This is a genomic window from Pantoea sp. VS1, from assembly GCF_002207995.1.
Classification (GTDB): domain Bacteria; phylum Pseudomonadota; class Gammaproteobacteria; order Enterobacterales; family Enterobacteriaceae; genus Pantoea; species Pantoea dispersa.
The window spans coordinates 1-22481 of record NZ_NHZE01000003.1 but is presented as its reverse complement, the minus strand read 5'-3'; the positions used below and the strand labels follow the sequence as shown (position 1 = coordinate 22481).

General features: G+C 58.0%; 23 protein-coding genes. 15 read left to right on the top strand and 8 right to left on the bottom strand.

Annotated elements, in window-relative coordinates:
• Positions 1-75 precede the first annotated feature (75 nt).
• Together CBW22_RS00630 and CBW22_RS00625 are read right to left on the bottom strand one after the other, a co-directional pair.
• Positions 76-504: a tautomerase family protein gene (locus CBW22_RS00630; RefSeq protein ID WP_088515754.1), complete on the bottom strand. Its 429-nt coding sequence runs from the start codon at positions 502-504 to the stop codon at positions 76-78.
• Between the two features lie 68 nt (positions 505-572).
• Positions 573-1328, bottom strand: a complete 756-nt coding sequence (locus CBW22_RS00625) for an SDR family NAD(P)-dependent oxidoreductase (protein ID WP_058770882.1) — start codon at positions 1326-1328, stop codon at positions 573-575.
• Positions 1329-1558: 230 nt separating this feature from the next.
• Between CBW22_RS00625 and CBW22_RS00620 the strand changes: the two genes are divergently transcribed.
• The 4 genes from CBW22_RS00620 (at position 1559) to CBW22_RS00605 (ending at position 4322) form a co-directional block, all read left to right on the top strand.
• Entirely contained in the window at positions 1559-2470 is a 912-nt protein-coding gene (locus CBW22_RS00620; protein ID WP_088515753.1) for an AraC family transcriptional regulator, read from the top strand.
• A 261-nt stretch (positions 2471-2731) separates the two neighbouring features.
• A complete protein-coding gene (locus CBW22_RS00615; protein WP_021506488.1) occupies positions 2732-3085 on the top strand; it encodes a hypothetical protein in 354 nt (117 codons plus the stop codon).
• A gap of 190 nt (positions 3086-3275) precedes the next feature.
• Positions 3276-3461 carry a YegP family protein gene (locus tag CBW22_RS00610; RefSeq protein WP_021506487.1) on the top strand — a complete coding sequence of 62 codons (186 nt, stop codon included), beginning with the start codon at positions 3276-3278 and terminating at the stop codon, positions 3459-3461.
• A 204-nt stretch (positions 3462-3665) separates the two neighbouring features.
• Positions 3666-4322 carry an epoxyqueuosine reductase QueH gene (locus CBW22_RS00605; RefSeq protein WP_031279356.1) on the top strand — a complete coding sequence of 219 codons (657 nt, stop codon included), beginning with the start codon at positions 3666-3668 and terminating at the stop codon, positions 4320-4322.
• Positions 4323-4358: 36 nt separating this feature from the next.
• On the opposite strand, the gene CBW22_RS00600 is transcribed toward CBW22_RS00605, so the two are convergent.
• Both CBW22_RS00600 and mgtA read right to left on the bottom strand, forming a co-directional pair.
• Positions 4359-5036, bottom strand: a complete 678-nt coding sequence (locus CBW22_RS00600) for an SDR family oxidoreductase (protein ID WP_058776469.1) — start codon at positions 5034-5036, stop codon at positions 4359-4361.
• 159 nt (positions 5037-5195) lie between these two features.
• Entirely contained in the window at positions 5196-7919 is a 2724-nt protein-coding gene (gene mgtA, locus CBW22_RS00595; protein ID WP_088515752.1) for a magnesium-translocating P-type ATPase, read from the bottom strand.
• Between the two features lie 750 nt (positions 7920-8669).
• Here mgtA and CBW22_RS00590 point away from each other — a divergent pair.
• The 6 genes from CBW22_RS00590 to speG all read left to right on the top strand — a co-directional run bounded on the left by CBW22_RS00590 (position 8670) and on the right by speG (position 14260).
• Positions 8670-10238 (top strand): ABC transporter substrate-binding protein, encoded by a 1569-nt coding sequence (locus CBW22_RS00590; RefSeq protein ID WP_058776471.1) that lies wholly within the window; start codon positions 8670-8672, stop codon positions 10236-10238.
• Positions 10238-11290 carry an ABC transporter permease gene (locus CBW22_RS00585; protein WP_021506482.1) on the top strand — a complete coding sequence of 351 codons (1053 nt, stop codon included), beginning with the start codon at positions 10238-10240 and terminating at the stop codon, positions 11288-11290. Before CBW22_RS00590 ends, CBW22_RS00585 begins: the two co-directional genes overlap by 1 nt.
• Entirely contained in the window at positions 11287-12144 is an 858-nt protein-coding gene (locus CBW22_RS00580; RefSeq protein WP_088515751.1) for an ABC transporter permease, read from the top strand. The genes CBW22_RS00585 and CBW22_RS00580 overlap by 4 nt, the downstream gene beginning before the upstream one ends.
• A complete protein-coding gene (locus CBW22_RS00575; RefSeq protein ID WP_088515750.1) occupies positions 12134-12967 on the top strand; it encodes an ABC transporter ATP-binding protein in 834 nt (277 codons plus the stop codon). Before CBW22_RS00580 ends, CBW22_RS00575 begins: the two co-directional genes overlap by 11 nt.
• A complete protein-coding gene (locus CBW22_RS00570) occupies positions 12960-13625 on the top strand; it encodes an ABC transporter ATP-binding protein (RefSeq protein WP_021506479.1) in 666 nt (221 codons plus the stop codon). Before CBW22_RS00575 ends, CBW22_RS00570 begins: the two co-directional genes overlap by 8 nt.
• Before the next feature lie 89 nt (positions 13626-13714).
• Positions 13715-14260 (top strand): spermidine N1-acetyltransferase, encoded by a 546-nt coding sequence (speG, locus tag CBW22_RS00565; protein WP_021506478.1) that lies wholly within the window; start codon positions 13715-13717, stop codon positions 14258-14260.
• Between the two features lie 87 nt (positions 14261-14347).
• On the opposite strand, the gene CBW22_RS00560 is transcribed toward speG, so the two are convergent.
• From CBW22_RS00560 to CBW22_RS00545, 4 genes are all read right to left on the bottom strand, one after another.
• A complete protein-coding gene (locus CBW22_RS00560) occupies positions 14348-14770 on the bottom strand; it encodes a hypothetical protein (protein WP_058758247.1) in 423 nt (140 codons plus the stop codon).
• 99 nt (positions 14771-14869) lie between these two features.
• Complete coding sequence (gene mmuM, locus CBW22_RS00555) at positions 14870-15802, bottom strand: homocysteine S-methyltransferase (RefSeq protein WP_088515749.1); 933 nt, start codon at positions 15800-15802, stop codon at positions 14870-14872.
• Positions 15792-17207 (bottom strand): S-methylmethionine permease, encoded by a 1416-nt coding sequence (mmuP, locus tag CBW22_RS00550; protein WP_088515748.1) that lies wholly within the window; start codon positions 17205-17207, stop codon positions 15792-15794. Before mmuP ends, mmuM begins: the two co-directional genes overlap by 11 nt.
• Before the next feature lie 133 nt (positions 17208-17340).
• A complete protein-coding gene (locus tag CBW22_RS00545; RefSeq protein ID WP_021506475.1) occupies positions 17341-17679 on the bottom strand; it encodes a DUF2002 family protein in 339 nt (112 codons plus the stop codon).
• 149 nt (positions 17680-17828) lie between these two features.
• On the opposite strand from CBW22_RS00545, the gene CBW22_RS00540 reads away from it, so the two are divergent.
• The 5 genes from CBW22_RS00540 to nrdF all read left to right on the top strand — a co-directional run bounded on the left by CBW22_RS00540 (position 17829) and on the right by nrdF (position 22225).
• Complete coding sequence (locus tag CBW22_RS00540) at positions 17829-18146, top strand: DUF883 family protein (protein WP_021506474.1); 318 nt, start codon at positions 17829-17831, stop codon at positions 18144-18146.
• A 342-nt stretch (positions 18147-18488) separates the two neighbouring features.
• Entirely contained in the window at positions 18489-18731 is a 243-nt protein-coding gene (nrdH, locus tag CBW22_RS00535) for a glutaredoxin-like protein NrdH (RefSeq protein ID WP_058758244.1), read from the top strand.
• A gap of 4 nt (positions 18732-18735) precedes the next feature.
• Entirely contained in the window at positions 18736-19140 is a 405-nt protein-coding gene (nrdI, locus tag CBW22_RS00530) for a class Ib ribonucleoside-diphosphate reductase assembly flavoprotein NrdI (RefSeq protein ID WP_021506472.1), read from the top strand.
• Positions 19119-21257 (top strand): class 1b ribonucleoside-diphosphate reductase subunit alpha, encoded by a 2139-nt coding sequence (nrdE, locus tag CBW22_RS00525; protein WP_088515747.1) that lies wholly within the window; start codon positions 19119-19121, stop codon positions 21255-21257. The genes nrdI and nrdE overlap by 22 nt, the downstream gene beginning before the upstream one ends.
• An 8-nt stretch (positions 21258-21265) precedes the next feature.
• Positions 21266-22225: a class 1b ribonucleoside-diphosphate reductase subunit beta gene (gene nrdF / locus CBW22_RS00520; RefSeq protein ID WP_088515760.1), complete on the top strand. Its 960-nt coding sequence runs from the start codon at positions 21266-21268 to the stop codon at positions 22223-22225.
• Positions 22226-22481 lie beyond the last annotated feature (256 nt).

Genomic DNA, 22481 nt, shown 5'->3' with positions numbered 1-22481 from the left:
TGTGAACGACACTCACTATAACCTTCATGCCACTCTCTGATAGCTTTCCCGCCCCCCCTATCAAAAACATTTCCTTCAAATCGCCGGAGCATTTACATCGCTGGCGCGAAGCGCTGCCAGATCAGCCTGCTGACCGAATATCCCCCAGTTGGCTTCTTCGATTTCCTGTATCATCACATAGACAGGCGCGACAGAAGTGCCTGACGGACGACGATCCAGAATTGCGGTTGCGCCTGCAATCAACTTCTTCTTTGCATCCTCATCCAGGCCACCTTTGATGACATATATCTGAAGGGACACAACCGGCAACCATGCGGGTTTGTCTCCCATAAAGACGGCATCAGAAGAGTATTCGGCAAAGTAGGCCCAGACCGTACTACGAACCAGCGGGGAGTCTGGCAGCGCCTCGCAATTAAGTCCTAACTGCGTCAGATCTCTGGCAACCTGTTGACGCTCAGCCGCATCAAAGGTACCTGCTGGCGCATGAATGATCATTTTAGGCATTAAATATCTCTCATTGCATCAGGGGAACAGGATGGATTCCGCACCGGGCGGAATCCATCATCGGGCAACTAAATTGACTGCCCACCGGAGACTTCGATGCGCTGACCGGTGACCCAGCGGTTGTCCGGGCCCAACAGGCTGGCAATCATCGGACCGATGTCATCAGGCAGGCCCACGCGACCCAGCGCGGTCATGCCAGCAAACGCCTGGTTGTAATCGGGGATGTCACGCACCGCGCCACCCAGGAAGTCGGTCTCAATCGCTCCCGGGGCCACGGTATTCACGGTGATGCCGCGGCTGCCCAGTTCTTTCGCCATATACACGGAGAGTATTTCAACGGCGCCCTTGGCAGCCGAGTAGGCCGAGAAACCCGGAAACGACACGCGGGTCAGCCCCGAAGAGAAGTTGACGATGCGTCCGCCATCGACCAGCAGCGGCAGCAGCGACTGCGTCAGAAAAAACACTCCTTTGACGTGTACGTTAAATAACGCGTCGAACTGCTCTTCCGTGGTTGCGCTAAAGTCGGCCATTTCCCCATGCCCGGCGTTGTTGATCAGATGGTCGAACGTTTCGCGTCCCCAGTCACCTTTCAGGATATTGCCCACGGCGGCGACGAAACCCGGGAAGGACGATACGTTACTGGTGTCCAGTTGCAGCGCAACTGCCTTACGGCCAAGCGCCTGAATTTCATTCACCACGGCATCCGCCGCCTCTTTACCATTACGATAAGTCACGATGACATCACCACCATGGCGGGCAATGCTCAGTGCGGTATTACGGCCAAGACCCCGGCTGGCGCCAGTAACAAGAGAAAGGGTTGTCATGAAATATCTCCTCAATAGTGGGAGAGTGATTCTAACAATCGACAAACTTCCAGGGTTGCCCAATAATTTTTAATTATTGCCTGATTATTTTTATATTTTTATTCGATGCCGTATTTACTAGAATGGTCGCATCTGAAATTTTTTATTAATTGCCTGATAATATGAAAAAGCGTGATCACTCGTATGAGGAACGCCCTGCAGGAGACAATGAATTTGACTCTGCCGGGAGGATGGCGGCTTTGCTGCAGGCGGCACGACACTACGCTGATGAACACCACAACGGAGCGGGCGTTGCTGCAACGCCAGTTGATGGGGTGTTCATTCTGCGCGAGACCGCGCCTACCGCGTTGCAATTCGCGATCACTAAACCGCTAATCGCAATGGTGCTGCAAGGCAGCAAACGCGTGACCATGGGCAGCGATCGTTTTGATTTTGGCGCGGGGGAATCCTTGCTGATCACCATGGACGTGCCAACCGTGAGTCAGGTTATCAGCGCCAGTGCCGACACCCCTTATTATTCTCTGGTCGTGGAACTGGATGCGGCGGTGATTAGTGAACTGATGGCAAACATGGTCGGGCTGGAGGCTGCCACGGATTTGCCCGTAAGCATTGATCAGATCGAAGAAGATGTGGCAGAAGCCGCTTTGCGTCTACTGAACATGCTCCGCAGACCGCGCGCGCTCGCCGTGCTGGGCAGCCAGTTGGTGCGGGAGTTACATTACTGGCTATTGTCAGGACGACACGGCAGCGCGCTGCGCACCCTCGGCAGCACTGACAGCCATGCCCGGCGGATTGCGCGGGCAGTCGCGATCATTCGGGCTAATTATGCGCTACCGCTGCGCATGAAAACCCTCGCTGATGCCGCCGGTATGAGCCTCTCGGTGTTTCATACGCATTTCCGCCATGTCACCACGCTCACCCCGCTGCAATTCCAGAAACAACTGCGCCTGCTTGAAGCGCGGAGACTGATGCTGACGGAAGGGACAGCGATCGGTATTGCTGCTAATGCGGTGGGATATGAGAGCGTGACGCAGTTTACCCGTGAATATTCACGGCTGTTTGGTTCACCGCCAGCCCGGAATATTCGGGAAACCCGCGCAATTGAGCGTTCAGTCCTGTCGGGTGAGCCGATAAGGCAATAAATTATTCGAGTCTGTCGCTGCCGGGACGTACATCCTGGCGGGTGACATCTGATCACCCGAACGACGCTGACTGCTTTAACCTCAGTCAGCCGTAACGAACGAAAGCTTACGAAAGCGTCCTCCCTGCTGCGCACTTATGCCAGAAATGCCCACAGAAACGGTACGATTCACTTACAGTTTATTCCTAATGCCCTGCGTTGCGCTCTGTGCCACTCTTAACTACGCTCATAACACTTATGATGCTTAATGAGGGACTATATTATGAAAAAGACGATTATTGCGTTATCCGCCATTCTTCTGACTTCTACGGCGTTTGCCGCCACACACGCAACCGATGAAACCGTCGCTGACGCCAAAGCGGGCGCCAATACGGCGAAAGAGAAACTGCATCAGGCGCAGCATCAGGGTGAAGAGCAGCAGCTCAAAGCCAAACATGCTGCCGAAGGTAAAAGCGATAGCCTGACCAGCAAAGCGAGCGAAAACTCACAGAAAGCCTGGAACAGCACCAAAGAAGGTACTGAAAAAGGTTGGGACGCCACCAAAGAAGGCGCGCAGAAAGGCTGGAATAAAACCAAAGAAGGTGCCAGCGATCTGAAGAAGAAAGTCTCTGAGTAATAGCGCTAACTATTTTCCCCAAAAGGCCGCGATGCGGCCTTTTTTGTGCCTGCCAGCAACCGAATTGATACAAAACGCTGCGATCCCGCTCCTGGATTCGGGCAAATTCCTAATCAGTGATTGATTAATGAGCAGGCTGCGCGAATAGTAAGCGAACCGGCCATCGGGTGCCGGCACAAGGAGAAAGCACATGGGATATTACGTACTGAGAAAAAGTGATACAGCATTGTCGCAGAAATACTGGTTTGTGCTTAAAGCCAGCAACGGCGAAACCATCGCCACCAGCGAGATGTATAGCTCAAAACAGGCGGCGGAAAACGGCATCCGTTCGGTGCAGCAGAACGGTGCGTCAACCACCATTCACGACGAGACCTGATCTTGCGCAGTGATGCGCGAAGGTGGGTCATTGACCCTGCAAGCGGCGCAATGTATTACGCGATCAATTGCGCCGCTAATCATTCCCGGCGAGCGGGTACCACGCAGTACCACAGGCCCCCACCCTCAAACGCCACCGGCGCTTTGCATCGGACGGCCTTTGCCCCTACACTTGCCGCATCGCCCTTAACCATTAATTAACTTTATGTCCGATACATTTCAACGCCAGCCGCTGCCCTTGCCCAACGGCCACAATAAAGTGCTGCTACACTCCTGCTGCGCTCCCTGCTCGGGAGAAGTGATGGAAGCGATGCTGGCCTCCGGCATCGATTACACCATTTTCTTCTACAACCCGAACATCCATCCGCTGAAAGAGTACGAGCTGCGCAAAGAGGAGAACATCCGCTTTGCCGAGCAGTTTGGCGTGCCTTTTGTTGATGCCGATTACGACAAAGACAACTGGTTTGAGCGCGCGCGTGGCATGGAGTGGGAGCCGGAGCGCGGCGTGCGCTGCACCATGTGTTTCGACATGCGCTTCGAGCGCACCGCGCTATACGCGCATGAACACGGCTTCCCGGTGATCACCAGTTCACTCGGCATTTCGCGCTGGAAGAATATGCAGCAAATCAACGACTGCGGCGTGCGCGCGGCGGCGCGCTATCCGGATATGCTGTACTGGGAGTTTAACTGGCGTAAAGGTGGCGGTTCGTCGCGCATGATTGAGATCAGCAAGCGCGAGCGCTTCTATCAGCAGGAGTATTGCGGCTGCATCTATTCGCTGCGCGATACTAACCGCCACCGCGTAGCAAGCGGTCGCGAACGTATCGAAATCGGCGTGCAGTACTATTCGCCGGATGAGTAAGAAAAAACCTGCTGGCGCTAACCAGCAGGCTAAGCATTACCAGTTCAGCAACTGGCCGCGGTAATCCACATAATGATGGCCGCCACGCCCGCTAAACTGCTGCAGTTGCGTGACCATGCCCTGCGCACTCTCGGTGACGCTGATATCCGCGCCCTCTCCGCCCATGTCGGTTTTTACCCAGCCCGGATGCAATGACAGCAGCGTGCTGCCCTGCTGGTGCATCTGCGTCGCCAGCGCGCGGCTCAGCATATTCAGCGCCGCTTTGCTGGCTGAGTAGAACGGCATCGCCGCGTCACGGTTCTCGTTGAGGCTGGCGAGACGCGACGTGGTCAGGCCCAGCACGCTCTGTTTATCGCGCAGCAGCGGCAGCAGGCTCTCCGCCAGGCGCACCGGCGCCACCGCATTGGTAAAGAACAGCTCGCTGAGCTGCGCATCGTCCACGTCGCGCAGCTGCGATGCGTGCGGACCGAGAATCCCGGCGTTAATCAGGATGCAATCAAAGGGTGCGTCGCCGAGCTGCCGGACCAGCGCGTCACGCTGCGCGCCATCGGTGATATCCAGCGCCAGCCACTGCAGCTGCGGATGCTGAAACGAAACCGCCGTGGAACGGTAGGTGGCGGTCACCTGCCAGCCCGCCTGCAGCAGTTGCTGCACTACGGCCAGGCCAATGCCTTTTGACGCCCCAATAATCAATGCTCGCTGTTGTTGGCTCATCTGTCTCTCGCTGGTTGGTGTGCCACGAAAAAGGGCAGGATACCCTGCCCTGTTGTCCTTACCGGAACACTAACGTTAGCACGACGATGACCACCATAATTATCAGCAGGTGGCACACCGTTTTATCCAGGTTGCGTTGCTTCATCGCGCCTCCTGCACTCAGAACCACTGGCCAAAGCGCTTGATGTACAGCGTTTTCATGCCCTGCGCCACCAGGCAGTAGCCGAGCAGCGTGGCCAGCAGCCACGGGAAATAGCTCCATGGCAGCGGCACCAGGCCGACCATTGCGCCGAGCGGCGAGAACGGCAGCAGAATGCCGGCAATCATTACGCAGGCGGTGGTCAGCAGCACCGGTAGCGCCGCGCGGCTCTGGATAAACGGAATCTTGCGCGTGCGCAGCATGTGCACCACCAGCGTCTGCGACAGCAGCCCTTCCACAAACCAGCCGGACTGGAACAGCGACTGCATCGCTGGGGTATTCGCCGCGAACACATACCACATTAGCGCAAAGGTGGTGATGTCAAAAATTGACGACGTTGGCCCAATCCACAGCATAAAGCGTTTGATGTTGCGCGCGTCCCATTTGCGTGGTTTGCGCAGGAACTCGCGATCCATTTTGTCCCACGGCAGCGCCAGCTGTGACAGATCGTACATCAGGTTCTGAATCAGCAGGTGAATCGCCAGCATCGGCAGGAACGGAATGAACGCGCTCGCCACCAGCACCGAGAACACATTGCCGAAGTTGGAACTGGCGGTCATGTTCAGGTACTTGATGATGTTGCCGAACGTCTCGCGCCCCTTCATCACGCCCTCTTCCAGCACCATTAAATCCTTTTCCAGCAGGATAATGTCAGAAGACTCTTTGGCGATATCCGCCGCGCTGTCGACCGAGATCCCCACATCGGCGTCACGCAGCGCCGGCGCATCATTGATGCCGTCACCGAGAAAACCCACCGTATGGCCCTGCTGCTGCAGCGCACGCAGAATGCGTGACTTCTGCAGCGGCGTCAGTTTGGCAAACACCGAGCTGCGCGCCGCGGCCTGCGCCAGTTGTTCATCGCTCATCGCGGCAATCGCCTCGCCGGTGAGGATCTCGCCACAGTCGATGCCCACCTGCTGACAGATGCGCGCCGTCACTACCGGATTATCGCCGGTCAGCACTTTGACCGTTACGCCGTTCTCGTTCAGCGCGGTAATCGCCTTCGCCGCACTCTCCTTCGGCGGATCGAGGAAGGTCAGCAGCCCTTCGATGGTCAGCCCCTGTTCATCCGCGACGCTCAGCGCCTGTTGCAGACCCGGCTCCGCCAGCGCGCGGCTGGCCACCAGCAGCACGCGGAAGCCCTGTTGATTGTACTGATGCGCCAGCGCCAGCAGCTCCGCACGACGGGTTTCATTGAGCGGCTGAATCAGTTTGCCTTCGCGTTCGGCGCTGGCAATGCTCAGCATCTCCTCGACTGCGCCCTTACAGATCAGCATCTGCTGGTTGAGGCGGCGGTCACGCACCACCACTGAAACGCGACGACGCACAAAATCAAACGGCAGCTCATCCACTTTGCTGTAGTAGTCGCTCATGTCCGCGCTGATGCGTCCTTTGCCGTAACGCAGGATGGCGCGGTCCATCAGGTTAGGCGTGCCGCTCTGGTAATGGCTGTTGAGCCAGCTCAGCATCAGGACGCGCGAGTTCTCTACCCCGGCACAATCGAGATGGTGCTCGAGGATAATGTTGTCCTGCGTCAGCGTGCCGGTTTTGTCGGTACACAAAATGTCCATGGCGCCGAGGTTCTGGATCGCGTTCAGGCGTTTGACGATCACTTTTCGGCGCGACATGGCAATCGCCCCTTTGGCCAGATTCGAGCTGACAATCATCGGCAGCATTTCCGGCGTCAGTCCCACCGCCACCGCCAGCGCGAACAGCGAAGCATCCAGCCAGTCGCCTTTGGTCAGGCCGTTAATCAGCAGCACCACCGGCACCATCACCAGCATGAAACGAATCAGCAGCCAGCTGACGCTGTTGACGCCGCGATCGAAAGCGGTTTGTGAGCGGTTACCGACAATCGATTTCGCCAGGCTGCCGAAGTAAGTTTCCCCGCCGGTCGCCACCACCACCGCTTTGGCGCTGCCGCTGGAGACGTTAGTGCCCATCAGACATACGCTGCCCAGTTCCAGCAGCGACGCATCTTTGTCGCTGGCGCTGGCCTGCTTGCTGGCCACGTGGCCGGTGACATCATATTTCTCCACCGGCAGCGATTCGCCGGTCAGAATCGCCTGGCTGATAAACAGATCGCGTGAGTCGAGCAGCCGCACATCGGCCGGTACCAGATCGCCCGCTGAGAGATAGATGATGTCGCCGGGCACCAGGCTGGTGATGTCCACTTCCTGTTTCTGCGGCGCCTGCTGTACTGATTCCCGGCGCAGCACGGTGGCGGTGGTGCGCACCATCGATTTCAGCGCCTGTGCCGCTTTGTTGGTGCGGAACTCCTGCCAGAAGCGCAGCAAACCGCTGAGCGTTACCATCGTCACAATGATGATGACACCGGTCAGATCGGTCTCCTCGCCATGGCGCAGCGGCATCCAGTAGTCGGTGAAAAAGCTCACCAGCGCCAGCGCCAGCAGCACATAGATGAACGGATTATTGAAAGCCTGAATCAGCTGCACCAGCGCCGGTGGCGCTTTATCATGCTCCACCTGATTGCGACCATAAATCTGCAGCCGCGCTTCCGCTTCGCGTTCGACCAGCCCCAGCGCATCGCTGCGCAGGCGCAGCAGCGTTTCGTCGGCGGTAAAAGCGGCTTCGTCTTCAATCAGATAGCGTGCGGTTTTCTGACGTGCCGGACGCACGGTGTTCCAGGCTTTTTTTTCCTGGTTGAGTTTCATGTCAGTCATGATGACACTCCTCGTTTTTTTTTTACGGCAATAACGATCCCTGCGCGCCAGGCGCACAAGTCGAAAACATTAATTGTCACGGCGTGACCGGATTAAATTAAAAATAACCTGTCGGGAATTTCCATATTACCTCCCGGAAATAATGGGCGAAGAAAGTCGCTCGCTGAATAACGAGTGAAATAACATAATCCTGGATAACGCTGCGCGCAGCAGCAGCCTGAAGCGGCTTAACGCGCAGGGAAGCTCAGCACGCTGAAGATCAGCGCGCGCATCGAGGCGGAGGAAAAAGTGCGTTTAAAATCATGTGCATGATGTTATTCCCACGGGCTTCAGCCCGCTGTGGTGTCATTATCAGGGAACAATCATCAGAAACAGGTGAGGATTGCTGCCCGCCATGTTGGCAAGCAGCGACAAAAGAATTCGCGCGTCAGCTTGCCTTGTATTGCCATCGATAAGGGTGACTGTCCAACTGAATTCTCCTGTGTGAAGTTGCGGCTATTATAGGAGGGCGAAAAGCGAAGTAAAGTTAATTATTCCGGGGTTCAGGTTGATTTAATTTTCGTTGCGATTTGGTTGATAAAGCGCGCGGGAATAAGGTGCGTCAGATTAATCCGATCGCGTTACGCCCTCTTGCTTATAACTGAAGCGCACCGCTTAGAACCTTACGGCATATGCATAGCCATAAATTGACTATTCTTCACTGTAGCGCTCTCGTAAACTCGCGTTACTTTTTTAAGGCAAGGAAACAACATGAAAAAAATTATTCCCTCACTGCTGGCGCTGTCGCTGGTAGCCGCCTTCTCCGCGCAGGCCGCCACGCCGAAAGATACGCTGGTGATTGCGCAGTCTACGGATGATGCGGACAGCTTTGATCCGGCCCAGGGCTTTGAACTGACCACGGTGCAAGCGTTCACTAACATTTATCAGCGCCTGGTGCAGTCCGATCCGGCCAATCCGACCGATCTCAAGCCAACGCTGGCGACGTCGTGGCAGCCGGGCAGTGATAACCGCAGCCTGACGTTTGCGCTGCGCAAAGACGCGAAATTCGCCAGCGGTAACCCGCTGCGCCCGGAAGATGTCATTTTCTCGCTAGGGCGCGTGGTGAAACTCAACCTCGATCCGTCCTTTATTCTGACCCAGCTCGGCTGGAACAAAGACAACGTCGACAGCTTCCTGAAAAAGGTCGATGAAGACCACGTACAGATTAGCTGGAGCGCCAACGTCAGCCCGGCCTATGTACTGAGCCTGCTGTCCGCGCCGGTCTCCTCGATCGTTGATGAAAAAACCGCGCAGGCCAACGCCAAAAACGGTGATTTCGGTCACGCGTGGCTCGGCACCCACTCGGCCGGCAGCGGCCCGTTCCAGATTCGCAAAGTGGTGCTGCATGAAGCGATACTGCTCAGCGCCAACCCGACCTCACCGGCCGGTGCACCGAAGCTGAAAAACATTCTGATCAAAAACGTGCCGGAGCCGGCAGCGCGCCGTTTGCTGCTGGAACAAGGCGATGTCGATATCGCGCGTAACCTCGGTGCTGACCAGATCGCTGCGCTGAAGGGCAAAGCCGGCGTGAAGACCGAAGCGATTCCGATGGCGTCGCTCTACTACATTCAGTTCAACGTCGGTGCCAATCCGGTACTGAAGAACCCGGCGCTGTGGGAAGCGGCACGTTACCTGTTCGACTATAAAGGTATCGCCAATGACCTGCTGAAGGGCCAGTTTGAAGTGCACCAGACCTTCCTGCCGAAGGGTTTCCTCGGTGCGCTGAACGACACGCCTTACAGCTACGATCCAGAGAAAGCCAAAGCTATTCTGCAGAAGGCCGGCCTGACCAACGTCAGCTTTAAGCTCTCCACCAGCAATCAGCCTCCGTACCTTGATATCGCGCAGGCACTGCAGGGCAGCTTCGCCAAAGGCGGCGTGAAGGTGGAAGTGCAGCCGGGCTTAAGCTCTGAAGTCTCCACCCGCGTGAAGGCGCATCAGTATGAAGCTACGCTCAACGCCTGGGGCGCGGATTATTTCGACCCGAACACCAACGCTGCGTCCTTCGCATACAATCCGGAAGATGGCAGCAAAACCATTGCTTACCGTTCAGACTGGCACATCCCGGAGCTGAGCAAACAGACGCTGGCGGCGACAGCCGAAGCCGACAGCAATAAGCGCGTTGCGCTTTATCAGGCGATGCAGCGCGAAGTGCTGAAGAACTCGCCGTACGTGATTGGCCTGCAGGCGCGTAACCTGATTGCGCTGCGCGACAATCTGCAGGGCTATGTGCAGGGGATCAACCCGGACATGGTGTATTACGCGCAGGTTTCGAAGTAATGGCAGCGTCAGCGTCATCGGCCGGGTTCGCCCGGCCACTCTGGCAGCGCTTCAGCCGCCTCGTCACCAGCCTGCTGTCGCTGCTGGTGACGCTGGTGGGTTTGTTAGCGTTTACTTTCATGCTGTCGCACCTGTCGCCAGTCGACCCGGTGCAGCAAATCGCCGGCGATCACGCCAGCGAAGCCACCTATGCTCAGGTGCGTCACGACCTTGGGCTGGATCAGCCGGTACTGGTACAGTTCTGGCGCTATATCAGCCATCTGGCGCAGGGCAATCTCGGCCTGTCGCATCTCACCAATCAGCCGGTCAGCGCCGACCTGATGCGCACCTTCCCCGCCACGCTTGAGCTGGCGACCTGTTCGATGATTTTCGCTGCGGTGTTCGGCGTGACACTCGCACTGCTGGCGGCGTGGAAACCGGGCAGCGTCATCGATAACGTGGCGCGCTTTATTTCGCTGCTGGGCTACTCGGTGCCGGTGTTCTGGCTCGGCCTGCTGGGCCTGCTGCTGTTTTACGCCGTGCTGCACTGGTCCGCCGGTCCGGGCCAGCTGGATGATATCTGGATTTATACCCTCGAACCGAAGACCGGCTTTGTACTGATTGATAGCTGGCTCTCCGGCGATGCGGAAATGTTTCGCAACGCAATTGCCCATCTGTGGCTGCCGGTGGTGATTCTCGGCCTGCTGGCGATGGCGGGCATTACGCGCCTGCTGCGCGCGGCGCTGCTGGAAGAGAGCAGCAAAGAGTATGTGGTGCTGGCGCGCGCGAAAGGCGCTGGCAGGGCGCGCATTCTGCTGCGTCATATTTTCCCCAACGTGCTGGGCACGCTGATCACCGTTATCGCCCTCTCCTACGCTACGCTGCTGGAAGGGTCCGTGCTGACGGAAACCGTATTCGCCTGGCCGGGCGTCGGTCGCTACATGACCAACGCGCTGTTTTCCGCGGATGTTCCGGCGATTCTCGGCGCTACGTTGCTGATTGGCAGCTGCTTTATCCTGCTCAATGCCGTGGCCGACGCCCTCACCTGGTTAACCGATCCGAGAACCCGATGACTCAACAACTTCATGAACTGGAAACCGTGCGTCCGCGCCGGCGCCGGGCGCGTATCACTTCGCTGACCATCGGCCTGACGCTGGTGATCGTGCTAATGGCTATGGCGCTGCTGGCGCCGCTGCTGGCGCCGTTTGATCCTAACGCGCAGGTGATTGAACAACGTCTGCTGGCACCGTCGGCGCTGCACTGGTTCGGCACCGACGGCTTCGGCCGCGATTTATTGTCGCGCGTGATTTACGGCGCACGTCCGACGCTGCTGCTGGTGTCGCTGATTCTGGTGCTGACCATCCCGGTTGGCCTGTTAGTCGGCATCACCGCCGGCTACGTCGGCGGCTGGACCGAACGCGTGCTGATGCGCATCACCGATATTTTCCTGTCGCTGCCCAACCTGGTGATTGCGCTGGCGCTGGTGGCGATGCTGGGCCCGGGCCTGATGAACGGCGCGCTGGCACTGGCGCTCACCAGCTGGCCGCCGTTTGCCCGGCAGGCACGCGCGGAAACCCTGGCATTGCGCCGCAGCGATTACCTCGCCGCCGCGCGCATGCAGGGTATTACCGGCCTGCGCCTGATGTTTGGCCACATTCTGCCGCTCTGCCTGCCGACCGCCGTAGTGCGTGCCGCGCTGAGCCTCGGCGGGATTATTCTTTCTGCCGCCGGGCTGGGCTTCCTCGGCATGGGCGTGCAGCCGCCAACCGCCGAATGGGGCTCGATGGTAGCAGAAGGCAGTAAAGTGATTTTCGACCAATGGTGGGTGGCGGCAGCGCCCGGCGCAGCCATTCTGTTCGCCAGCCTGGCGTTTAACCTGACAGGCGACGGCCTGCGTGACCGACTGGATACCCGCCATGCCAAATGATCTGTTAATTGATGCGCAGGGGCTGACGATTCGCAGCCACGACGCGCTGCTGGTGGATAACATCAGCTTTACCCTTGGCCGCGAACGCGTGGCGCTGGTCGGTGAATCCGGCTCGGGCAAATCCCTGACCGCGCGTGCGCTGATGGGCCTGCTGTCGCCCGCGCTGCAGCTGCAGGCTGACCGGCTACAGGTGGCGGGCGCAGACGCCCTGCATCTGCGCGAGCGCGACTGGATCGGCCTGCGCGGCGGCAAAGTGGCGATGGTCATGCAGGACCCGAAATACGCGCTCAACCCGACGCGCACCATTGGCTGGCAGGTTGAAGAGCCGCTGGTGCTGCACCGCAAGCTGAGCCGCGCCGAGCGCAAAGAGAAAGTGTGCGAGATGCTGGACGCGGTGGGCCTGCCCGAGCCGCGCCAGCTGATGAAGCGCTATCCGCATCAGCTCTCCGGCGGCATGGGCCAGCGCGTGATGCTGGCGATCGCGCTGATTACCGATCCCGATCTGCTGATTGCCGATGAGCCGACCTCGGCGCTCGATCACGCCATGCGCGATCAGGTACTGGCGCTGATTCGTCGCCTGGTGGAGCAGCGCAATATGGGCCTGCTGCTGATCAGTCACGATCTGCAACAGGTCTCCGAGCACTGTCAGCGGGTGATGGTGATGTACAAAGGCCGCCTGCTGGACACGCTGCCGGCGGCGCAGCTGTCGGACGCCAGCCATCCTTATACCCGCACGCTGTGGGCCTGCCGTCCGGGGAAAGCCACGCATGGCGAACGCCTGCCGGTGCTGGATCGCGCGGCGCTGGAGAAGATGCATGATTGAATTAGCCAACCTGAGCGTCTCGCACAAACAGGGTTATGAACTGCGCACCGTGGTGCACGATGTGAACCTGCAGGTGGCGGCCGGCGAGTGTTTCGGTCTGGTGGGGCCTTCCGGCTGCGGTAAATCGTCGCTGCTGTGGGTGATGGCCGGACTGAATCCGCACTGGCGCGGTCAGATGACGCTGGCGAATACCGCCGTGCAGCCGGGCAAACCCTTTACCGGCCAGCTGCGGCGCGATGTGCAGATGGTGTTTCAGGATCCCTACGCTTCGCTGCATCCGCGCCACCGGCTGCGCCGCACGCTGGCGGAACCGCTTAAGCTGCTGCGACGCGATAACATCGACGATCGCATCAACGCGGGCTTCCGCCATGTCGGTCTGGATCCGGCGCTGGCGGATCGCTATCCGCATCAGCTGTCCGGCGGACAGCGTCAGCGCGTGGCCATCGTGCGCGCCCTGCTGCTGGAGCCTAAGATCCTGCTGCTGGATGAGCCGACGTCGGCGCTGGATATGTCTGTGCAGGCCGAAATCCTGAATCTGCTTAACGATCTCAAACAGAATGATGGCCTGACGATGGTGCTGGTCAGCCACGATCCTGACGTGATCGATCATATGTGCGATCGCGCCGCGCGCATGGCGCAGGGCCGGATTGTTGGTTAGCATGGCATGAGCGCAACGTGGCGCGGTTTATCCCGAAGGTAGATTGCGCCGCTGCCCAACAGCCATTCAGTCATCTAAAGGAACACCGTATGACGGTAAAATTACGTCCGCTGGAGCGGGAAGATCTGCACTTTGTCCATCAGCTGGATAACAATGCCAGCGTGATGCGCTACTGGTTTGAAGAGCCGTACGAAGCGTTTGTGGAGCTTTCTGACCTGTATGACAAGCACATCCACGATCAGACCGAGCGGCGTTTTGTGGTGGAACACGACGGGCAAAAAGCCGGGCTGGTCGAGCTGGTGGAGATTAACCACGTGCATCGCCGGGCGGAGTTTCAGATCATCATCGACCCGGCGCATCAGGGCAAGGGCTTAGCCAGCAGAGCGGCAAAGCTGGCGATGGATTACGGCTTTTCGGTGCTCAATCTCTACAAGCTGTATCTGATTGTCGATCAGGAGAACGAGAAGGCGATTCATATCTACACCAAGCTCGGTTTCGAGGTGGAAGGCGTGCTGAAGCACGAGTTTTTCATCAACGGCGAGTACCGCAACACCATCCGCATGTGTATTTTCCAGCAGCAGTACCTGGCGCAGCATAAATCCGGTAATGCGATGGTGAAACCTACCGCGCAATAATAACCATCGGCACGAACCGTAGCGGCGCAATTTATTGCGCGTATTTAACTAAGCGCGATAAATCGCGCCGCTACGCATCCGTGCAAATTAACCGCCGCGCGCGCCGACCACGTTGAGATGCGGCTGCGGGTGCGCTGGCTTCAGGTCATACATGCCGCCATAAAACGGATCGACCACCAGCCAGCCGGGGAAACCGAGCAGCGGAATATTACCCAGCACGTACCACAGGTTGGCACTGGCTTCGATGGGCAGCGTCAGCGGCACGTAGCCCGGACTCTCCAGCATCACCTGATAATGTTTCTTACCAAAATAGGTGCCATTGGATTTCGCCAGATCCACCGTCTGCGGCGTATAGCCCTGCGCCACCGCGCGGCCGGTTTCATCCTGCACGGTGAAACGCGCGCCCTGCGGCACAGAGTCAATTTTTACCGGTTGCGTTTCGGTGCCAACAATGGTGGCACAGCCGCTCAGCAGCAGCGCACAGGCGGGAAGAAGATGTCGCAGGTTCATAGCAGGTCCGCTTCAGAATCAGAAAGGACAGTCTAAACTGCCCTCTCTGCCTTTTCACTCGCCTCAATCGCGCTATCAGTGGCGCTTTTCTGCGCTTTATTACGGTTGACAACAGGCGGCAATCGCCGCGATATCCTGTGGCGTGGTGCGACAGCAGCCGCCTATCAGCCGTGCGCCCGCCTGTTGCCATTCGGGGAATTTATCGTGCAGCGTGCAGCCAGACGGCGCCGAGTGCCAGCTTTTGCTGACCGCATCATACTGCTCGCCGGAGTTAGGATAGACCAGCAGCGGCTTGTCCGTCAGCGCCTGTAGCGTTTGCAGCGCTGGCGTCACGCTCTCCAGCGCCACGCAGTTGAGGCCGACAGCGACCACCTGTGGCGCGGCATTGATGACTTCCGCCACCTTGCTCAGCGGCGTGCCGTCACTCAGGTGTTGCGCATCGCGCAGCGTGAAGGAGAACCACGCGCTGCTGTGCGGGAACTCCGCCAGCAGGCTAATCAGCGCCTGAATTTCACCAAACGACGGCAGCGTTTCACACGCCAGCAAATCCACGCCCGCCTCCAGCAGCGCCGCCACGCGCGGACGGTGGAAATCCTTCATTTCAGCAGCCGGCAAGCCGTAGTCGCCGCGATATTCCGCGCCGTTGGCCAGATAAGCGCCATAAGGACCGACCGATCCGGCCACCAGCAGCGGTGCCTCGCTGCCTGTGGCGGCACGATAATCGTCGCGCGCGCGCTGCGCCAGCGTCACGCTCTGGCGGATCAGCGCGCTGGCCTGGCCGCTATCCAGTCCGCGGGCGGCGAAGCCCAGCGGCGTCGCCTGATAGCTGGCGGTGATCGCCACATTCGCGCCGGCGGCGAAATAGTCATAGTGCACCTGATAAATCAGCTCGGGATTTCCCATTAGCACTTTGGCTGACCACAGCGTATCGGCCAGATTACAGCCGCGCGCTTCCAGCTCTGTCGCCAGCGCGCCATCCAGAATCAGGGTATCAGTGTGGGTCAGGGCCGCAGCGATGGGGTTACGCGACATCATCGGTCTCCTTGGCGTTGAAAGCGTATTGGCGTTTTTGCGTCAGATAATAAGCAGCGTAGCAGAACAGTACAAAAGGAATGCCGCACCATAGCGCGATGCGCTGTGACGGGTCAAAGGCCAGCCCGATGCACGCCAGCAGACACAGGGTAAATCCGAGGATCGGCACCAGCGGATAGAACGGCGCGCGGTACGCCAGCTGCTGCGGCGCATTGCCCGCCTGCAGATAGCGCCGACGGAACATGTAGTGTGAGGCGCAAATGCTCAGCCACACCGCTACCACGGCAAAGCCGGAAATCGCTGACAGCGCCACAAACACCGTATCCGGGGCGATCACGCTGGAAAACAGCGCCAGCAGGCCACCGAGCATACTGACGGTGATGGCCAGCTGCGGAATGCCACGCCGGTTGACCCGGGCAAAGCAGCGCGGCAGCGTGTTTTCATTGGCCAGCGACCACAGCATCCGTCCCGAGGCGTACAGTCCGGAGTTCGCGGCTGACAGGATCGCGGTGAGGATCACGAAGTTGAAAATATCCGCCGCGTACGGGATGCCAATCTTTTCGAACACCAGTACGAACGGACTTTTAACGATGCCCGCCTGATCCATCGGGATCAGCGCGGCCAGCACAAAGACCGTGCCGATAAAGAAGATGATCAGGCGCGCCACGGTGGTGCGAATCGCCAGCGGCAGCGCTTTCTGCGGCTGCTCGGTTTCACCCGCCGCAATGCCGATCAGCTCGGTCCCGGAGAAGGCAAAATTCACCGCCACCATGGTCATCAGAATCGGCAGCGTACCGTGCGGCAGCCAGCCGGAAGCGGTCAGGTTATGTAATCCCGGCGCCGCGCTGCCGTCTTTCATCGGGATGAACCCCAGCATCGCCGCTGCGCCCAGCACGATAAAGGCAATGATGGTGATCACTTTAATGATGGAGAACCAGAACTCTCCTTCGGCAAAGAAGCGCGTCGAAACACTATTCAGCAGATAGATGGCGACACAGAACACCAGGCACCACAGCCACACCGGCACCGTCGGAAACCAGTACTGCATGCAGAAACCGGCGGCGGTCAGGCTGGAGCCGAGCGCCACCGTCCAGGTGAGCCAGTAGAGCCAGGCCACAGTGTAACCGGTCGCCGGACTGAGGTAGCGCGCGGCGTAGACGTGAAACGCGCCGGTTTCCGGCATCGCTACCGCCAGCTCGCCAAGACACACCATCACCAGCCATACCACCAGCGCACCAATCAGATAGGCCAGCAGCGTGCCCGCTGCGCCGGTGGTGGAGATGATGTAGCCGGTGTTGAAAAACAGCCCGGTGCCGATCACGCCGCCGAGCGACAGCATCACCAGATGCCGCACCTTCATGCTGCGCTTGAAGTTTGCCTGCGAAGGCGTCGGTTCAGTTTGCATTCTTTATATCCATATGGACGTCTAAACTTCTATATGGACACAGAGTTATACGCATCCGCGCGGCAATTTGCAACGTGGGAAAAGGTAAGGATTGGGAAAGCGTGTGCGGCCCCGCCGCGACGGGGCACACCAGTCAGGCGCCGAAGACGCCCTGCAGATAACGCTCCAGCGCCATGCGCGAGCTAAAACCGTGGGGAATACCGTAGTGCTCCTGCGAATCCCCCATCAGGTAGAGAGGGAACTGCGTGTAGTGGTCGCAGGTTTTCATCTCTGATGCGGGTTCAGCGAAATGCTGACTTTTTTCTTTCAGGGTGGGATGAATGATCAACGCTGTGCGCCCCATGCGGGCTTCGCGATTCACATAGACGTAGTTTTCGCCACGGCGATAACCATAAGTTTTGGGTGTCAGGACGTCCATTTCGAATCCTGCTTTTTCCAGTACGCGCGCTACCTCATCCGGACGTAAATACATGCTTGCTCCTCTCTTCTCACAGCCCCGCAACCTTACATCAGCACGACAGCACAGGACATTCGGAATTTCCCTAAAGCCTGGCACACGGCTGCGTTTAGTCACGTTTCGTCTACACTTAGTATTACGTTTTAAGTCAAAGGGAGCGAAAAATGTTTAATCGAACCAGCAAAAACGATGACATTGATATCAATCAGGATGTAAACGAACTGGCCGATTCGCTGGAAGCCTTACTGAAATCTTATGGCAGCGAAGCCAAAGATGAAGTGGATAGCGCACGCAGCCAGGCGCAGGCCCTGCTGAAACAGACGCGCGCTAAACTGAACGGCAGTGGCAACCGCGTGACTCAGGCCGCACGCGATGCGGGTTATCAGGTGGATGCCTACGTGCATGACAAACCGTGGTACGGCGTGGGCGTCGGTGCCGCCGTCGGTCTGGTGCTGGGCGCACTGCTGATGTCACGCCGCTAAATCGCTAAAAATCATCAGGAGCCTCGCGTATGCGGGGCTTTTTTTTGCGCGTCACTCCGCATTAGCGCGCCGATCCGGCGGCTGTCAGCTGGTTAAAATTGCCGCAAAACCCTTTACAAAAATTTTTTCCCTGCGCCAGGGCGCATCATCGCTGGCATTCGCCCTAATCTGACTACTTAAATCACAAAACCCTATATCTGGTGGGCTTGACCACCAATACCACTACATCTAGTATTCAACACATCAACTCGCTACCAGATATCAGCAGGGACGACGTTCGCAGCAAAAGGGTTTTTGCTTCGTATCTCGCAACCTGACCACAACCAAAGGGAAATACGAATCATGCGCATTATTATTTATACTAAGAGCCAGTGTGTCCAGTGTGACGCCACCAAAAATGCCATGGATCGCAGTGGCATCGACTATCAGCTGATTAACCTCGATACCCAACCGGAAGCCATCGATCAGCTCAAATCGCTCGGCTATCGCCAGGTGCCCGTGGTGATGACGCACAACGACCACTGGAGCGGTTTCCGTCCCGACAAAATCGCCGGCCTGCGCCAGCTCGCTGCCGTCGGGGGATAAAGCGATGTTTCCACTGGTCTATTTTTCCAGCCAGTCGGAAAACACGCACCGGTTTATCACCCGTCTCGGCCTGCCTGCGCGGCGTATTCCGCTCGACGCCACGCAGCGCCTGCACATCGACCAGCCCTACATTTTAGTGGTGCCGAGCTACGGCGGCGGCAGTGCGCGTGGGGCAGTGCCGAAACAGGTGATTCAGTTCCTTAATGATGACGCCAACCGGCGCGGTATTCGCGGTGTGATTGCTGCGGGCAATCGCAACTTTGGCGCGGGCTTCTGCCTGGCGGGCGACATCATTGCGCAGAAATGTCAGGTTCCCTATCTCTACCGCTTTGAACTGATGGGAACCGCCGACGATATTGCCCATGTTAAAGCGGGAGTGACCCAATTTTGGCAACGACAGACACCCTGAACAGCACACAGCTGGACTACCACGCGCTCAACGCGATGCTGAACCTGTATGACGCCGACGGCCGCATCCAGTTCAGCAAAGATCACGAAGCCACACGCCAGTTTTTCCTGCAGCACGTCCAGCCCAACAGCGTGCCATTCGACTCGCACGGCGAACGTCTGCGCTATCTGGTGGCCGAAGGCTATTATGAAGCTGGGGTGCTGAACCAGTACGATTTCGCCTTCCTGTGCCAGCTGCACGAAGAGGCTGACGCCTGGGGCTTCCGTTTTCACACCTTCCTCGGTGCGTGGAAGTTTTATACCAGCTACACGCTGAAAACCTTCGACGGCAAACGCTATCTGGAAACCTTTGAGCAGCGCGCCTGCATGGTGGCGCTGACGCTGGCGCGCGGCAATGAAACGCTGGCGCGGGAACTGCTGGCCGAGATGCTGAGCGGTCGCTTCCAGCCGGCTACGCCCACCTTCCTCAACTGCGGTAAACAGCAGCGCGGCGAGCTGGTCTCCTGTTTCCTGCTGCGCATTGAAGACAATATGGAGTCGATTGGCCGCGCGGTGAATTCGGCGCTGCAGCTGTCGAAGCGCGGTGGCGGCGTGGCGTTTCTGCTCTCCAACCTGCGTGAATCCGGCGCGCCGATCAAACGCATTGAAAATCAGTCGTCCGGCGTAATTCCGGTGATGAAGATGCTGGAAGATGCGTTCTCCTACGCCAATCAGCTTGGTGCGCGTCAGGGCGCGGGGGCGGTGTGGCTGAATGCGCACCATCCGGATATCCTGCGCTTCCTCGATACCAAACGTGAAAACGCTGACGAGAAGATCCGCATCAAAACGCTGTCGCTCGGCGTGGTGATTCCGGATATCACCTTCCAGCTGGCCAAAGAGAACCGCGATATGGCGCTGTTCTCGCCTTACGACGTTGAGCGTATTTACGGCAAGGCGTTTGCTGATATCAGTATCAGCGAGCACTACGAGGCGATGCTGGCCGACGATCGCATCCGTAAAACCTTCATCAAGCCGCGCGACTTCTTCCAGACGCTGGCGGAAATTCAGTTTGAGTCCGGCTATCCCTACATCATGTATGAGGACAGCGTGAACCGCAGCAACCCGATTGCCGGTCGCATCAACATGAGTAACCTGTGTTCGGAGATCCTGCAGGTTAACAGCGCCAGCGAGTATCACGACGACCTGAGCTATCGCCGCATCGGCAAAGATATCTCCTGTAATCTCGGCTCCCTGAATATCGCCCACGCCATGGACTCGCGTAACCTGGCGCAAACGGTGGAAGTGGCGGTGCGCGCGCTGACGGCGGTTTCCGAGATGAGTGACATCACCTCCGTGCCGTCGGTGGCGGAAGGCAATCGCCGTTCACACGCTATCGGTCTCGGGCAGATGAACCTGCACGGCTATCTGGCGCGTGAAGGCATGGCTTACGGTTCGCCAGAGGCGCTGGATTTCACTAACCTCTATTTCTACTGCGTGACGTATCACGCCCTGCGCACCTCCAACCTGCTGGCGCAGGAGCGCGGCGAGAGTTTTGACGGCTTTGCGCAGTCGCAGTACGCCAGCGGTGCCTATTTCGACAAATATACCCAACACAGCTGGCAGCCGCGTACTGCCCGGGTGGCGCAGATTTTTGCCGATGCCGGCATCGCCCTGCCCGACCAGGCGGACTGGCTGGCACTGCGTGCGTCAGTGATGCAGCACGGTTTGTATAACCAGAACCTGCAGGCGATTCCGCCGACCGGTTCAATCTCTTACATCAACCACGCCACGTCGAGCATCCACCCGATTGTGTCGCGCATTGAGATCCGTAAAGAGGGCAAAACCGGCCGCGTCTATTACCCGGCTCCGTTTATGACCAATGACAACCTTGAGCTGTATCAGGATGCCTACCAGATTGGTCCCGAAGCGATTATTGATACTTACGCCGAAGCCACCCGGCACGTCGATCAGGGCCTGTCGCTGACGCTGTTTTTCCGCGATGACGTCACGACGCGCGATATCAACAAAGCGCAGATCTACGCCTGGAAGAAAGGCATCAAAACCCTCTATTACATTCGACTGCGTCAGATGGCGCTACAAGGCACGGAGGTACAGGGCTGCGTTTCCTGTGCACTGTGATGATGACTATGCAACTTAAACAGATTCAGGCGATTAACTGGAACCGCATCCAGGACGACAAAGATCTCGAAGTGTGGAACCGTCTTACCAGCAACTTCTGGCTGCCGGAGAAGGTGCCGCTGTCCAACGATCTGCCGGCATGGCAGTCGCTCGACCCGCAGCAGCAGCAGCTGACGATTCGGGTGTTTACCGGTCTGACGCTGCTCGACACCATTCAGAACGTCATTGGCGCACCGGGACTGATGGAAGATGCGCTGACGCCGCACGAAGAGGCGGTGCTGTCGAACATCAGCTTTATGGAAGCGGTACATGCGCGCTCTTACAGTTCGATCTTCTCCACGCTGTGTAACACCGCCGACGTGGATGCCGCTTACCGCTGGAGCGAGGAGAATGCCGCCCTGCAGAACAAGGCGAAAATCGTGCTGGATCACTACCGCGCCAGCGATCCGCTGAAGAAGAAAATCGCCAGCGTCTTTCTGGAGTCGTTCCTGTTTTACTCCGGCTTCTGGCTGCCGATGTACTGGTCAAGCCGCGGCAAGCTGACCAATACCGCCGATCTGATTCGGCTGATTATCCGTGATGAAGCAGTACACGGTTATTACATCGGCTATAAGTATCAGAAAGCGCTGGAAACCGTTGACGACGCGCGCCGCGCTGAGCTGCAGCAGTTCGCCATCGATTTACTGCTGGCGCTGTATGAAAACGAGGTGGTGTACACCGAAGCGCTGTATGCCGACGTGGGCTGGGCCGAAGAGGTGAAAACCTTCCTGCATTACAATGCCAACAAGGCGCTGATGAACCTGGGTTACGAAGCGCTGTTCCCGGCGGAGCTGACGGCGGTGAATCCGGCGATTCTGTCGGCGCTGTCGCCCAATGCCGATGAAAACCACGATTTCTTTTCGGGTTCCGGTTCATCGTATGTGATGGGCAAAGCGGTTGAAACCGAGGACGAGGACTGGAATTTTTAGTTGCGTGCGGTGCGCGGTAAAGGGTACGTATTGCACTGTAAGCGGTGCGCATCAATGCGCACCCTACGGTTGGGTTAATCATGTCGCCTGAAATGCCCCCGGCGGTTAGGTTGATGCATCTGTAGGGTCGGCATTTAGGTACAAACCGAGCACATGGGTAACACTTTAGACCGGGCACATGGGTAACAGTTATAAACGGCATAGCAGAGGAGACTCACTATGCCCTGGACTGAGACTGTTACCATGCAACGCCTTG